The 14,362-nt window shown below is 63.8% G+C and carries 16 protein-coding genes; 8 read left to right on the top strand and 8 right to left on the bottom strand.

Annotation, left to right across the window (positions count from 1 at the left end):
* Positions 1–13: 13 nt before the first annotated feature.
* The 6 genes from ACVW16_RS28545 to ACVW16_RS28520 all read right to left on the bottom strand — a co-directional run bounded on the left by ACVW16_RS28545 (position 14) and on the right by ACVW16_RS28520 (position 5,188).
* On the bottom strand, positions 14–625 hold the full coding sequence (locus ACVW16_RS28545; RefSeq protein ID WP_456738008.1) for a DedA family protein: 612 nt from the start codon (positions 623–625) through the stop codon (positions 14–16).
* A complete protein-coding gene (locus ACVW16_RS28540; protein WP_456705208.1) occupies positions 622–1,212 on the bottom strand; it encodes a class I SAM-dependent methyltransferase in 591 nt (196 codons plus the stop codon). The genes ACVW16_RS28545 and ACVW16_RS28540 overlap by 4 nt, the downstream gene beginning before the upstream one ends.
* A gap of 122 nt (positions 1,213–1,334) precedes the next feature.
* Positions 1,335–1,724: a cytochrome o ubiquinol oxidase subunit IV gene (gene cyoD / locus ACVW16_RS28535; RefSeq protein ID WP_456702355.1), complete on the bottom strand. Its 390-nt coding sequence runs from the start codon at positions 1,722–1,724 to the stop codon at positions 1,335–1,337.
* Positions 1,721–2,362: a cytochrome (ubi)quinol oxidase subunit III gene (locus ACVW16_RS28530; RefSeq protein ID WP_456702354.1), complete on the bottom strand. Its 642-nt coding sequence runs from the start codon at positions 2,360–2,362 to the stop codon at positions 1,721–1,723. The genes cyoD and ACVW16_RS28530 overlap by 4 nt, the downstream gene beginning before the upstream one ends.
* Positions 2,362–4,365: a cytochrome o ubiquinol oxidase subunit I gene (gene cyoB / locus ACVW16_RS28525; RefSeq protein ID WP_456702353.1), complete on the bottom strand. Its 2,004-nt coding sequence runs from the start codon at positions 4,363–4,365 to the stop codon at positions 2,362–2,364. Before cyoB ends, ACVW16_RS28530 begins: the two co-directional genes overlap by 1 nt.
* Positions 4,355–5,188, bottom strand: a complete 834-nt coding sequence (locus tag ACVW16_RS28520; protein ID WP_456702352.1) for a cytochrome ubiquinol oxidase subunit II — start codon at positions 5,186–5,188, stop codon at positions 4,355–4,357. Before ACVW16_RS28520 ends, cyoB begins: the two co-directional genes overlap by 11 nt.
* 252 nt (positions 5,189–5,440) lie before the next feature.
* On the opposite strand from ACVW16_RS28520, the gene ACVW16_RS28515 reads away from it, so the two are divergent.
* Complete coding sequence (locus tag ACVW16_RS28515) at positions 5,441–6,241, top strand: SDR family NAD(P)-dependent oxidoreductase (protein WP_456702351.1); 801 nt, start codon at positions 5,441–5,443, stop codon at positions 6,239–6,241.
* Positions 6,242–6,265: 24 nt separating this feature from the next.
* On the opposite strand, the gene ACVW16_RS28510 is transcribed toward ACVW16_RS28515, so the two are convergent.
* Positions 6,266–7,567: a PQQ-dependent sugar dehydrogenase gene (locus ACVW16_RS28510; protein WP_456738327.1), complete on the bottom strand. Its 1,302-nt coding sequence runs from the start codon at positions 7,565–7,567 to the stop codon at positions 6,266–6,268.
* A gap of 205 nt (positions 7,568–7,772) precedes the next feature.
* On the opposite strand from ACVW16_RS28510, the gene ACVW16_RS28505 reads away from it, so the two are divergent.
* The 4 genes from ACVW16_RS28505 (at position 7,773) to ACVW16_RS28490 (ending at position 11,479) form a co-directional block, all read left to right on the top strand.
* Positions 7,773–8,966, top strand: coding sequence for a urate hydroxylase PuuD (locus tag ACVW16_RS28505; RefSeq protein ID WP_456738007.1), 1,194 nt, complete (start codon positions 7,773–7,775; stop codon positions 8,964–8,966).
* 144 nt (positions 8,967–9,110) lie between these two features.
* Positions 9,111–9,965: a VOC family protein gene (locus ACVW16_RS28500; protein ID WP_456702349.1), complete on the top strand. Its 855-nt coding sequence runs from the start codon at positions 9,111–9,113 to the stop codon at positions 9,963–9,965.
* 81 nt (positions 9,966–10,046) lie between these two features.
* Complete coding sequence (locus ACVW16_RS28495; RefSeq protein ID WP_456702348.1) at positions 10,047–10,322, top strand: hypothetical protein; 276 nt, start codon at positions 10,047–10,049, stop codon at positions 10,320–10,322.
* A gap of 200 nt (positions 10,323–10,522) precedes the next feature.
* Positions 10,523–11,479 carry a lytic transglycosylase domain-containing protein gene (locus ACVW16_RS28490; protein ID WP_456738006.1) on the top strand — a complete coding sequence of 319 codons (957 nt, stop codon included), beginning with the start codon at positions 10,523–10,525 and terminating at the stop codon, positions 11,477–11,479.
* Between the two features lie 45 nt (positions 11,480–11,524).
* On the opposite strand, the gene ACVW16_RS28485 is transcribed toward ACVW16_RS28490, so the two are convergent.
* On the bottom strand, positions 11,525–12,631 hold the full coding sequence (locus ACVW16_RS28485) for a DUF1236 domain-containing protein (RefSeq protein WP_456738005.1): 1,107 nt from the start codon (positions 12,629–12,631) through the stop codon (positions 11,525–11,527).
* Positions 12,632–12,737: 106 nt separating this feature from the next.
* Between ACVW16_RS28485 and ACVW16_RS28480 the strand changes: the two genes are divergently transcribed.
* From ACVW16_RS28480 to ACVW16_RS28470, 3 genes are all read left to right on the top strand, one after another.
* Positions 12,738–13,190, top strand: a complete 453-nt coding sequence (locus tag ACVW16_RS28480) for an NUDIX domain-containing protein (RefSeq protein WP_456702345.1) — start codon at positions 12,738–12,740, stop codon at positions 13,188–13,190.
* Between the two features lie 313 nt (positions 13,191–13,503).
* A complete protein-coding gene (locus ACVW16_RS28475) occupies positions 13,504–14,100 on the top strand; it encodes a hypothetical protein (protein ID WP_456738004.1) in 597 nt (198 codons plus the stop codon).
* Complete coding sequence (locus tag ACVW16_RS28470) at positions 14,097–14,360, top strand: HGGxSTG domain-containing protein (RefSeq protein ID WP_456702343.1); 264 nt, start codon at positions 14,097–14,099, stop codon at positions 14,358–14,360. The genes ACVW16_RS28475 and ACVW16_RS28470 overlap by 4 nt, the downstream gene beginning before the upstream one ends.
* Positions 14,361–14,362 lie beyond the last annotated feature (2 nt).

Raw genomic sequence — 14,362 nt, 5'->3', positions numbered from 1 at the left:
CGGCTCTAGCGGCTCAAGCCCGACCGCGGATGAAGCGGAATGCGAGAGCAAGCATGACCTCGACGACGACAATGCCGATGATGGCGGTGGAGGCCGCCGCCGACGGATCGATATGACTTTCGCGCAAACCATAGCCCAACATCAGAAAAGGCGCATTCCAGGCAAGAGCCCCGACGAAGGTCGCCGTCGTGAAGCACGTCAGTGGAATGGCCACCACCCCGGCAGGGAAAGCCATGTAGACACGGACCAGGGGAATGACCTGGGAGCTCGCGGTGATCCGGAACTGGTTGCGGTGGTATGAGCCCGTCAGCTGGCGATATTTTTCAACCCGAAGGCTCAGATAGCGTCCGGCGCTTTGCACGAATGCCTCACCGCGCCGAGGGCCGAGCCACCGCCCCGCCGCGTACCAGATCAGCGAGCCGAGCGTAGAGCCGGCTGTCGTTGCCGCAAGGGCCCAGGGCAAACCGGCCAAATCCGGAACGACGAACATGCCTAGCACGATCAGCACGCCATAGGACGGTACGATCGGGACAAGCTTTTCCATGGCCGCACACAACGTCAAGCCAGTCAGCCCCCAACCGGCCAGATCGGAGACGAAGACCGGCAAATCGGACAGGCCGGTCATATTCGGCCCTCGCGCGATGGCAGCCGTTTGCGCCGGACGATCTTGTAGACCTGGGCGGGCGGAAAATTCCGCAGCACCCGGCCATGGAGACTCGCCTTGAGGCCGAGACGGTCGAGCAAGCGCCGCGGCACCGGGCAACGAACCCCATAGGTGAACTGGTAAAGTGCGCCGCCGTTGCGCAGCAGAGAAAACACGCCGATCAGGATGGCAGTGACCTTTCTGGCCGACATGTTCAGCAACGGCAGTCCGCTGATCGCGCAACCCAAAGGCGCGTTGCCGAGCAGGCGGCTGACGCCTAGCCGCGCTGCATCCATCCGGAGCACGCGGGCTTCGGGGAAGCGCAATCGGAGGACACGGGCAAAATCGGAGCCGGATTCGATCAGCGTCAAATCGGTCTGACGGACGCCGCGCGCGAGCAGGGCCTCGGTAAAGATTCCGGTGCCGGGCCCGAGTTCGAGGACTGGTCCATCCGACGGATCGACCTCCCTCGTGATGAGATCTGCAAGCACCGGCCCCGAGGGAGCGATGGCACCGACCATCAACGGATTGGACGCGAGCGCCTTGAAGAAAAGAAACGTATTGGACATGGAACTCCATCCGCGCACGCCGATCGATTCGGCAGCCTCAGCCAATGAGGGTTAAGGTGAGCGGATTGTGAGAACATTGCGCTTCTGCGCCACTTCGCCAGCCGGATCGCCATGGCTTGACTTCAGCGCGGCATCTGCATGATCTGGTCCATCGGCGGCATGTTCTGGTTGAGATGCGCCATGATCCAGACGGTCCCCCCGACCACCAGGAAGACGACCAGAAGCCCGAAGGCCAGCGCCAACACGTTGTTGGTGTTGTCGGGCCCCGTGGTGATGTGCAGGAAGAAGACGAGGTGCACGCCCATTTGCGCGATGGCCAGCACGATCAACGCGACGGGAATCGAAGGCTGCCAGACCAGATCGGTGCCGGCAATGAAGAACGAGGTCGCGGTGAGCAGCAGCGCCAGGCCGAGACCGACGACATAGCCGAGAATGCGCTCGCGGACACTGTGTTGCTCTTCATCGCCAGGCGCGATGTCGCGTTCGACGTGCATGTGCGCCTGATCGCTCATGCCCCACCTCCAAGCAGGTAGACGACGGAAAATACCCCGACCCAGATGATGTCGAGCGCATGCCAGAACAGCGCAAAGCACATCATCCGGCGCAGGACGTCGGCGCGAAAGCCCTTTGCGAATACCTGGGCCATCATGGTGAGCAGCCAGAGCACGCCAGCGGACACGTGCAATCCGTGGCACCCGACCAGCGAGAAGAATGCAGTCAAGAAGGCGCTACGCGAGGGGCCATAGCCGCGGGCGACGAGATCGGCGAATTCCTTGAACTCGATGGCCAGGAAGATGAGGCCAAGCACACAGGTGACAGCCATACCGAGATAGAACCAGAGCCGGTTGCGAACGTCGGCCGCGATGCTGGCCATGCCGCAGGTGAAGCTCGACAGTAGCAGGCAGACGGTCTCGATCGCGACGTTGCGCTGCTCGAAGATCTCCGAGCCCTTGGGGCCGCCGGCGGTCTGGTTGACCAGCACGGCATAGGCCGCAAAGAAGCAGGAGAACATCACGATGTCCGAGAGCAGGAACACCCAGAAACCGTAGGCGGTGACGATGCGCTTCGGCGCCGGCCCCGGATGCTCGGTGGCGCGGCCAATATGATGCGGGTCGGCGTGAGCGTGCCCGAGAGTCGCGGTCATCGTCATCAGAGCGTCCCCGCCAGGCTTACGAGGTTGCGACGCTCCTCGATGTTGACGCGATCAATTCGTTCGACCTCGGCTGCCGGTATGACGTATTCGTCGTGATCGCGCCACGCGAACACGACAAAGGTCGCGAACGCACCAACACCGCCAAGAACGACCATCCACCAGATGTGCCAGATCAACGCAAAGCCCATCACGGTGGCAAAGAATGCGCAGACAAAGCCGGTCGGCGAATTCTTGGGCATCTCGATGTCCTGGTATTCCGGCCCGGAATGATCCTCGAGCTGCTGCTCCTTGGCGTGGTGCTTCAACGCCCAATAGGCATCCTCGCCACGAACATCGGGATAGAAGGCGAAGTTAAAGACCGGCGGCGGGGACGACGTCGCCCATTCGAGTGAACGGCCATCCCAGGGATCCCCGGTGCGATCCCGCAACGCTTCCCGGTTCCGGATACTGACGACGATCTGAGTGACCTGCGCCAGCACGCCGATCGTCAGCAACAACATGCCGAACGCGGCCACCAGCATCCAGGGCCGCCACTCCGCCACGTCGTAATGCTGCATGCGCCGGGTCATGCCCAACATGCCGGCGATATAAAGCGGCATGAACGTGACCCAGAAGCCGATAAAGGTGAACCAGAATCCCACCTTGCCCCAGCGCTCGTCGAGCCGGAATCCAAACGCCTTCGGGAACCAGTATTCGAACCCCGCGAAAGCGGCGAAGAGGACGCCGCCGATGATAACGTTGTGGAAATGAGCAACCAGAAACATGCTGTTGTGAAGCATGAAATCGGCTGGGGGTACCGCGACCAGAACACCCGTGAGTCCGCCGATGATGAAGGTCACCATGAAGCCGACAGACCACAGCATCGGCGTCGCGAAGCGGATTCGACCGCCATACATGGTGAACAGCCAATTGTAGATTTTCACGCCCGTGGGCACCGCGATGATCATGCTGGCGATGCCGAATATGGCGTTGACGTCAGGCCCAGCCCCCATCGTGAAGAAGTGATGCAGCCAGACCATGAAGGAGATGATGCAGATCGCCATGGTGGCGAGCACCATCGAGCGATAGCCGAACAGTGGCTTGCTGGAGAAGGTCGATACCACCTCCGAATAGACCCCGAACGCCGGCAGCACCAGAATATAGACCTCGGGATGCCCCCAGGCCCAGATCAGGTTCATGAACATCATGACGTTACCGCCAGCTTCGTTGGTGAAGAAGTGGAAGCCGAGATAGCGATCGAGCAGCAGCATCGCCAGCGTCGCGGTGAGGATCGGGAAGGCCGCAACGATCAGGAGGTTCGAAGCCAGCGTAGTCCAGCAGAACATCGGCATGCGCAGATAGTTCATGCCCTTGGTGCGCAGCTTCAGCACGGTGGTGACGAGATTGATGCCGGCGACCAGCGTGCCCACGCCGGAAATCTGCAGCGACCAGGCGTAATAGTCGACGCCGACGCCCGGCGAGTAGGACAGCTCCGAAAGCGGCGGAAAGGCGAGCCAGCCGGTCCGGGCAAACTCACCGATCACGAGCGACAGATTGACCAGCAGCGCACCGGTCGCAGTCAGCCAGAAGCCGACGGAATTCAATGTCGGGAACGCGACGTCGCGTACGCCGAGCTGGAGCGGCACCACCAGGTTCATCAGCCCGATCACGAACGGCATCGCCACGAAGAAGATCATGATGGTGCCGTGCGCCGAGAAGATCTGGTTGTAGTGCTCCGGCGGGAGATACCCCTGTGACTGGTAGGCGATCGCCTGCTGGATCCGCATCATGATGGCGTCGCTGCCGCCGCGCAGCAGCATCACCGAGGCCAACAGGATGTACATGACGCCGATGCGCTTGTGGTCGACGCTCGTGATCCATTCGTGCCAGAGATAGGGCAGATGCCCCTTCACCACGACCCAGGCCAACACGCCCAGGATCACAAGGAGCACCACGCCGCCCGCCGCAAGCGGAATGGGTTGATCGAATGGGATGGCCGACCAATCGAGCTTACCGAGCATCGTGGCCTCCGGTGTGGGGACGGCCGGCATCGGAGACGAGCTCCGGTCCCGGTCCTGGCGGAATGTGCTGGGTGGCGATCAGGTCGAACAGGCGCGGGTCTTCCAGGCGATAGGTCGGTCTGCCCTTCTCGATTCCCTGCTGCATCAGCTTCTTGTAGCTATCTTCGTTCAGCACGGCGTCGGTCCTGGCCGTGGTCGTGACCCAGTCTGGAAAGGCCAGCGGCGAGACGACGTTGACGTCGAACATCATGTCCGGAAAGCCGTCGCCGGAGAAATGCGCCGACAGGCCCTGCAGCTTGCCCTGATTGTCGGCGCGCAGGTTCAGCTTCGTCACCATGCCGTTCATGGTGTAGATCATGCTGCCGAGCTGCGGGATGAAGAACACGTTCATTACGCTCGACGACGTCAGCTGGATGTTCAGTTCGGCGCCGGCCGGCACCGTCAGCGAGTTGACCGTGGCGATGCGCTGGTCCGGATAGATGAAGAGCCATTTCCAGTCGAGCGAGACGGCCTGGATGCGGACGGGGCTGCCCGTGCCGGGAACGGGCGCTGCGGGATCGAGCTGGTGCGAGCCGATCCAGGCGACGCCACCGAGCAGGATTACGGTAAGCGCGGGGATCGCCCACACCACCATCTCGACGCGGCCGGAATAGACGAAATCAGGACGGTAGCGCGCTTTCGTGTTCGACGCCCGAAACCAGAACGCAAAAGCCAGGATCGCGAAGATGGTCGGCACCACGATCGCGAGCATGATGAAGACGGAATCAACCAATATGGTGCTGTTGGCCGCAGCCACGGGGCCTTGTGGATCAAGCAGATTCATCGGCAAGCCACTGGTGGTTGGGGATCCCCGGGATGGAGCCTAGCGCAGGACAGGCTCCGGCAGCAAACGCGGTCGCGTGAAGTCGGTTCCTGCGCGGCAGCAAGTCGTTGGCCCGCATGTGCTTTCAACGCCGTGACACAGCCATGCATGGTCAGTCGGACGGCCTGCGCCTGCCGGCCATCCCGCCGCATGATCCGTCTTCCGCTGCGATCGGCACGTGCTATCGTGATGAAAAAGCAGGGAGAAAACGTAATGCGTCTGAAAGACAAGGTTGCGATCGTCGTCGGTGCCGGCCAGAGTCCGGGCGAAGGCATGGGCAATGGCCGCGCCACCGCGCTCACCTTCGCGCGCGAGGGCGCCAAGGTGCTGTGTGTCGACCATCATCTGGAGTCGGCCCGGGAAACCGTCGATCTGATCGCTGCAAATCGAGGCACCGCCGCGGCCTTCAAGGCCGACGTGACGAGCTCGGCCGACATCAAGGCGATGGTCGCCGATGCCACATCGCGTTGGCGCCGCATCGACGTGCTGCACAACAATGTCGGCGTCAGCCTGTCGGGCGGTGATGCCGAGCTGCTTCAAATCACCGAGGAGGCGTTCGATCGCGTCGTCGCCATCAATCTGAAGAGCTGCATCTTCGCGGCGAAGGAAGTCATTCCGATCATGCGCGCGCAGAAGAGCGGGGCCATCATCAACATTTCCTCGATGGCTGCGATCACGACCTATCCTTACGTCGCCTACAAGGCGACGAAATCAGCGATGATCGCCTTCACTGAACAGCTCGCCTATCAGAACGCCGAATACGGCATCCGCGCCAACGTCATCCTGCCCGGACTGATGAACACGCCGATGGCTGTGGACACCCGCGCCCGCGAATGGTCCAAAACCCGCGCCGAAGTCGAAGCCGAGCGCGACAGCAAGGTGCCGCTGCGCAAGAAGATGGGCACCGCGTGGGACGTGGCGAATGCGGCGCTGTTCCTGGCGTCGGATGAGGCCAATTTCATCACCGGCGTGACGCTGCCCGTCGATGGCGGAGCGAGCGTCAGGCGGGGGTAACGCTCATCTATTCCCTCGCCCTCGCTAATGAGTCACGCGCCAGATCGTGCCGCTGGTATCTTCCGAGATCAGCAGGGCGCCATCCTTCGCGACCGCGATGCCGACCGGGCGTCCCCAGACCTGGATCTCGTTCACGACGAAGCCCGTCACAAAGTCCTCATACTCGCCGGTCGGCTTACCATCCTTCATCCTGATACGGATCACCTTGTAGCCGGTGCGCTTCGAGCGGTTCCAGGAGCCGTGCTCGGCGGCGAAGGCGTCGCCCTGATATTCCGATGGAAACTGCGTGCCCTGGTAGAAGGTCAAGCCGAGCGAGGCCGAATGCGGCTGCACCAGCACATCAGGTATGGTCACCTTGTCCTTGAGGTCCGGCCGCGCGCCTGAAAGGCGCGGGTCTTCGTTGTTGCCGATGTAGAACCAGGGCCAGCCGTAGAAGGCGCCCTCCTTCACGCTGGTGACATAGTCGGGCACGAGATCGTCGCCGAGACCATCGCGCTCGTTGGTCGAGCACCAGGGCAATCCCGTCTGCGGCTGGATCGCAAGGCCGACGCAGTTGCGGATGCCGGTGGCGTAAAGCTTGCGATCCTTGCCGTCGGGGTCGAACGATAGCACCGCCGCGCGCCCGGCCTCATATCCCCAGGACGCACCGAGCGCCTGCGTGCGCGACCAAGCCTCTAAGCCGCCTGGCGGGCTGCCCATGCCTTCGCCAACATTGCTGGCGGAGCCAACCGACACCAGCATGCGTTTACTTTCAGGCGTGAACACGATGTCGCGGGTCGAATGGCCCGATCCCGGCGCAAGGTTCGCGACGACGAGGTCAGGCTTGGCCGACGCCTTCAAGTCACCGGTGCGATACGGAAAGCGAACGACATTGCTGGCATTGGCGACATAGATCCATTGCGGATTGTCGCCGTTCGGGAAGAAGGCGATGCCGAAAGGACGGGTGAGCCCGCTGGCAAAGACATCGTTGGTCGCAACCTCGCCGCCCTCCCCGAGACGCAGCACGCGAATGCGCCCGGGTCCGGTCTCGGCAACGAAGATATCGCCATTCGGCGCGACGCGCAGCACGCGTGCGTCGGAGAGGCCCTCAGCCAACAGCCCGATCTTGAATCCCTCCGGCACGAGCGGCGTCATACGTCCGCGTGCGGTCACGCGCGCCGGGTTTGAGACCGACCGCGAGGCGCCGGGTTTGGCCAGATCCTGCGGGCGGATCAGCCTGACCGTGCCGGGCTTGTCGGCCTGCCAGCTGCCATAGGCGTCCCTGCCCAGCAGAACGGGTTCGGCTTGCGCGCCGGCGCTGGCGACCAAGAGCCATGCCGGCACCATCATCTGCGAAACACGAGATATCACGTCGCCTTCCCCCCCGGACTTCCCTGCCAAATCCCACGTCAGCTCGTGCCCGCACGATGTGCATTGGGGATGGCCCATCGTACTGGAAAATGGCGCGGATCGGTGCAACACATTGTGAGGGCACGGTCGCCGGCTGCATCATCAAGCTGGCGCATCGACACCACGATTTGATGGGGTGATCATGTGGGGATCGATCGTATCCGAATGGGCGAGCCTGCTGCTGCGCTGGCTGCACGTGATCGCTGCGATCGCCTGGATCGGCAGCTCGTTCTATTTCATCGCGCTCGACCTCAGCCTCGAGCAAAAGAGCGACCTGCCTGATGGCGTACAGGGCGAGGCCTGGCAGGTCCACGGCGGCGGCTTCTACCGGATCATGAAATATCTGGTGGCACCAAGCCAGATGCCGGACGAACTGACCTGGTTCAAATGGGAGGCCTACACCACCTGGCTGTCCGGCTTCGCTCTGATGGTGGTGGTTTATTATCTCGACGCCGATCTGTTCCTGATCGACAAGTCGACCCTCGACCTCACGCCATTCCAGGCCGGTCTGTTCAGCTTTTCGAGCCTCGCGCTGGCCTGGCTGCTCTATGAGGCCGCGTGCCGCACCGGCTTGGCGCAGCGCGAGCTTCCCTTCGCCATCGGCGGCTATCTGTTCCTGGTAGCGCTGACCTACGCCTTCACCCATGTGCTGAGCGGGCGCGGCGCCTTTAACCAGATCGCGGCGATCATCGGCACCATCATGGTCGCCAATGTCTTTGCGCTGATCATCCCGAACCAGAAGAAGATCGCCGCCAGCCTGATCGCGGGACAGGCGCCTGATCCCAAACTCGGAAAAGCCAGCAAGGAGCGCTCGGTCCACAACAACTATCTGACCTTGCCGGTCGTCGTGCTGATGATCAGCAACCATTATCCCCTGCTCTACGCCACCCGCTTCAACTGGGTCATCGTTGCGATCGTGCTGGCATTGGGTCCCGTGATCCGCCATTTCTTCAACGAGGGCCATGCCGGCCGCAAATCGCCATGGTGGGTGTGGGGCGTGGCAGCAGCGGGCGCGATCGCGATCCTCTTTCTGTCCGCGGCCGGGCCGCGCGAGGTCACGACAGGCGCGCTGTCGGGACAGCCGACGGCGTCCGACGTCGAGGAGATCGTGATGTCCCGTTGCAGCATGTGTCACGCGGCCGAACCGGTATGGGCGGGCATCGTGACCGCGCCGAAAGGCATCTTGCTCGACGCGCCCGAGCACATCCATCGCAACATCCGCCTGATCGGCCGTGTCGCCGCATGGTCCAACGCGATGCCGCCGGGGAACGTCACCGAGATGACCGGCGAGGAGCGCGCCGTCCTCGCCGCCTATATCGGCGAGCAGGATCGCTGACGCCACAACGCGTCACGCGGCGTTTCGCGGAATGAAATTCCCTGATCTCCCGCCGAATTGAAAATGACTTGATCGCCTATCCGGCGTAGACAGGGCCAGCGGTCGCTCAGGCCGTCCAACGTCATTTGCATCGGGGAAATCACAGTGGCGCTCAAGAACGTCATCGGTATCGACCACGCGGTGGTCATGGTGCGGGACCTCGACAAGGCCGCCGAAAACTACAGGCAGCTCGGTTTCACCCTGTCGCCGCGCGGCACCCACAGTGCACATATGGGCACCGGCAACTACACCATCATGTTCGACCCTGACTACATGGAGCTGCTCGGCGTGCTGGTGCCAACCGAACACAACGCACCTGCACGCGCCTTTGTCGAGCGGCACGGCGAAGGCATCGAGCGCATCGCTTTCACCGCGATCGATAGCGCCGCCGGCGCCGAAGAGATCCGCGCGCGCGGCTTCCCTCCGATCGGTCCGACGGATTTCGAGCGGCCGGTAACGCTGCCCGATGGCACGGTCTCGGCCGCGAAATTCCGCACCTTCATGTGGCCGACCGCGGAGGCGCCCGGCGGCGTGCGCATCTTCGCCTGCCAGCACAAGACGCGCGAGACGGTGTGGATCCCCGAGCTGATGAGGCACGCCAATGCGGCGAAGCGGATCAGCGAGGTGCTGATCGCAACACCCGAGCCCGCGAAGGACGCAGCGCATCTGGCGCGGCTGATCGATCGGGAGCCGAAGGCAGAGGCCGACGGCGCGGTGACGGTGCCGTCGGGCAGCGACCGCGCCGCCTTCGTCTATCTGACGCTGGACCAGCTCGGCAAACGCTATCCCGGCGTGCCGCTCGCAGGCCTGTCCGAACGCGGCGGCGCGGCGCTGGTGCTCGTCAGCGGCGATCTCGCCGCAACCGAGAAAGCGCTGGGTCCGGCGGGTGTCCGCAGCGGAGCCGCGATCGTCGTGCCCCCGGCCAGGGCCAACGGCACCCTGCTCGCTTTCATTACCTGACGATTTGAACCAATTCTTCAACGCGCGTTTACCCGGCGACCCTAGGATGGCCCTGAAGTCCACGCCGCCTGGGGCACGCGCATGTTCAAAGAGGGATCGCCGATCGCTTACGACGCGCCGGCGGAGCTGAAGAAGTGGCCGTCGCTGAAAGGCGAGCGGCAGAAGGATCGCGGTCCGCCCTATCTCGTCTACAACGGCACGCTTGCCGACTGCGTCCGCGAGCTCATGGGCAAGCCCATCAAAGGCATCTCGCTCTACGACATCATGACGACGCCGCAAGCAGCCTTCGACCAGACCGTGCTCTCGCCGGGCGACGCCGCCGAGATCGCGATGCGCAAGGATTTTCCCAAGGCGTAAGCGCCGTCGGCCTCCGGCGATCCCGAGCTTCCCTTCGGTTCCCGCAGAAGCGCGGGACCGACACCGCATGGCAGCGCCGGGAACACCGTACTAACACCGGCGGCCGCCCGCAATCGCAGCTTCGCCGCAATTACGGTTAAGAAGTCCTTGTCCCCGGCACTCCGCCGGTCGTTCCCCACAGTTCGAGGACTTTCACCGAGATGCGATTTCTCGTCGCGGCTTGCGCTGCGTTCCTGATTCTGATGTGCGACGTCAGCGCACCGCCGTCCCCGCCAACCTCCTATTTCGACAATGCGACAGCAAAGTCCGATCGCGCGCCCTCGCTGGTTCCCCTCGTCGAACTGTTCCTCGCAAGCGTGCAGGCCATCGAGCTTGCCAACGCGCGCGCCTCGTACGAGGAGACGATCGAGCCGCCGCTCGCAACTGAAACCGCCGAGCAGGCGCCGGTGTCGCCTTCGGAGCAATTCTGCCGCGCGCTGAAGCAGGCGGCCGAGGAGAGCGGCATTCCGGTGCCGTTCTTTGCCCGCCTGCTCTGGCAAGAGAGCCGGTTCAAGTCCAACGAGGTCAGCCAGGCCGGCGCCCAAGGCGTCGCGCAATTCATGCCCGAGACCGCCGCCGAGGTCGGGCTCGACGATCCCTTCGATCCCATGAAGGCGCTGCCGGCGTCGGCAAAATTCCTGCGCAAGCTCCGCGACGATTTCGGCAATCTCGGCCTCGCCGCAGCCGCCTACAACGCGGGTCCCGGGCGCATCCAGAAATGGCTCGCCAAGGAGAGTGAGCTGCCGCGCGAGACGCGCGACTATGTCCGCATCATCACCGGCACCAAGGCCGAAGACTGGACCGAGCGCTCGCAGGCGCTGGCGATCCGGATCGACCTGCCGCGCGAAGCGCCGTGCGAGGGTGTCGGCAGCCTGTCCAAGACCAAGGACGTCGCTTGGGTCCCGGTGAACCTCACGCCGTCGACTGCGACCACCATCCGGAAGGCCGAACAGCTGGCGGCGCGGCTGTCGGCCAACCGCGCCCGCAAGCGCCTCGTTGCCCTGCTCCACAAGAACGGCACAGCCCACGGCAAGGCGCGCAGCATGATCGCCGCGCGCGCAAAGGGTGCGAAGGCCCACGCGATCCGCGTCGCGGCGCGCGAGCGCTCTTCGGGCTAATGGAGAGACCAGGAAGCCGCTCGATGGAGCGGCTTCCTGCGGCGGCTAATCGATTTCCTCGATCACGCGACGCTCGTGCGGCTCGATGACATAAGTCCTGGTGTCGCGATGGATGTAGCGGTACTCCCGCAGGTCCGGCGCATCCCGGTAGACGGTGCTCGGCAGTTCCTCGACTTCGACGCTCTCAGGAACGCGATCACCGACATGGATCTCGGTGCGCGCGGAGCTGCCGGTGGTCCGCGGTTCGCGCCGCTCCTCTATGCGGGCCTTGGCATGCTTGCGGATCACCTCGCGATCGCGATCGGAGAACTTGCTGGCGCTGCGCTCGCGAGTCGTCGTCGTCGCGGTGGACTGCCCCGAATATGGAAGCACCGTTACGATCTTGTAGGTCGAGGGATCGACCACGACGATCTCGTCCTTGACCAGCGCAAAGCTGTAGCCGCGATATTGCGGCACGATCTCGGCGACATCGGGCGGCAGCGTCGACAGCTGCACGTCGCGCGGCACCACCGTGCCGACGCTCAGCGAGAAATTCACGTTTGTCAGCGGCCGTACGTTCAGGTGCGAGATCGACGCACTGATCTTGGTCTCCTGCTGCCGATCGAGCTTGGCGTCGGGTCGGGCAGCCATTTGCGAATTGGTCCCTGTCCGCTCGCCCTGCGCCTGGTTGCCGGCCGGCGCCTGCTGCACCTGATTGGCTCCGGTCGCACTCGGCGCCTGCTGCGCCTGATTGCTCGTGGCGGGGGATTGACTGGAGCGATCCTGCGCCTGGTTCGTGCCGGTCGCCGGCGGATTGGCGCTCTGCTGGGTCGCGGGCGGATTGGTCGTGCTCGAGCTTGCCGTACCGTTCTGCGGCCGTGACTGATTGTCCGCACTGTTGGCAGCATTGGTGCTGGAACCGCCGGCTCCCGACGATGGTGCCTTGCTCTGCGTATTCTGCGCCGATGACCCCGACGTCGAGGATTGCTGCGGCTGCGACGGGGTCTGCTGCGACTGCGCCGCACCCGATGGCGCGGTGGTCGACGGCGTTGCCGATTTGTCCTGGGATGGCGAGGATTGCTGAGACGTCGTGTTCGCGCTCGGCGACGATTGCGCGAAGGCGGCGCTCGCCAGCACAAGTCCCAATGCGGTGGTTGCCAGCAGGCGGATCATGGTTCACTCCCTTTTGTCCGATCAAGCGTTGGCTACTAACCTGCGCTAAGAGGCGCGGTTCCATTTTTCGCGATCGCTTGACGCCTCGCCTGCACGGAACCTTGTGATGCCTTCGAGAAGCGCCGGAATCCTTGCCTATCGAAAACGTCGCATATGCGAGGTGCTCCTCGTCCATCCCGGCGGCCCCTTCTGGCGCAACAAGGATCTCGGGGCGTGGTCGATTCCCAAGGGCGAATATGCCGACGACGAGGACGCAGAGCTTGCGGCCCGACGGGAGTTTGCCGAAGAGCTCGGAGTTGAGGTGTCCGTGCCGCTGATCGCGCTCGGCGAGGTCAAGCAGCGCGGCGGCAAGATCGTCACCGCCTTCGCGGCCGAGCTCGATGTCGAGGCGGCCGAAATTCGCAGCAACAGTTTCGAGATCGAATGGCCGCCTCGCAGTGGCAAGCGGCAACGCTTTCCCGAGGTGGATCGCGCCGAATGGTTCACCCTCGAGGAGGCGTACGCGAAGATCAACGAAGGCCAGCGCCCGCTGCTCGCGCGCCTGCCCCGCAGCAAGTGAGCGCGGCCGATCGGGCCAAACGACGAAAACAACCCCATGCACAGTAGCCGGCGCCAGGGGAACCGAGGCTTCGCACGGGTGAAGATGCTGAATATCAGAAATTTCGTTTGACCCGTCGGGCAAAACAGGTGCATGGTGGCATCATCGCGCGATCAGCCTGTGGTCACCGCACGCCTCCCGGGCGTCCCTCGACCTGGCTTGCACGAAAATTCCTCGCCGAAATCTGGAAATCAAAACCGCCGCGTCAGCAAGCGCGCGATCGGCTTCGCTCACGGCGAGCCTTCGCGCTTTGCGCCGGCAAAGGACCCATCGCATGACGACATCCCTGACGACCACCGAAGCCATGCCCATCGTGGCCAACGATCGCGCCCCGATCACCGCAATCCCACAGGTCAAGCTCCGTCGCAGGCGCGTCGTGATCGACCACGCCGATCCGCACACCGGCGAGAAGCTGCTGGCCGAGGCGCTCGGCGCCCCCGACCGCGACGCGCTGCACGGCTTGCTGAGCCAGCTCGTGAAAGCCAGCGCCGTCGCGCTCAAGCCCGACCAGGGCAATCTCTCCTTCATGGTTTCGATGCTGAAGAGCATCGCGCCAAAGGATTCGCTCGAGGCGATGCTGGCGGCGCAGATGGTGAGCATTCAGGTCGCGACAATGCGCTGCGCCTGCCGCCTCGCCTGCACCACCGAGGTGACGCAACAGGAAAGTCTGACGCGCGCCCTGACCCGGCTGTCGCGCACCTTCGCGAGCCAGATGGAGGCCCTGAACCGCCATCGCAGCAGCGGCGCGTGCGCGATTACGGTGCAGAATCTGTCGGTGCAGGATGGCGGCAAGGCCGTCGTCGGTCATTTCGCACAACACGCGAACCTGATCGCCGCGCAGCCGGACCTTGTGGACGCCCTCGGCGCATGAGCCACGCCCGCAACACCGCCGCGATGCAAGCGAGCCGGCGCTGCGGCGCGCAAACACGCGACGGTCAGACCTGTCGCGCGCCGGCATTGCGCGGCAAGGCGCGCTGCCGCATGCATGGCGGGGCATGGGGATCGGGAGCGCCTGATGGAAACGGCAATGCGGTCAAGCACGGCTACTATACCGGTGAGGCCATGAACGAGCGCAGGCAAATCCGCGACTTGTTGCGCGAAACGCAAAAACTTCTTCGGGAGCTGAAGTGAGC

Source organism: Bradyrhizobium sp. USDA 4474 (assembly GCF_054057515.1).
This window is presented reverse-complemented; position numbering and strand designations above follow the sequence as displayed.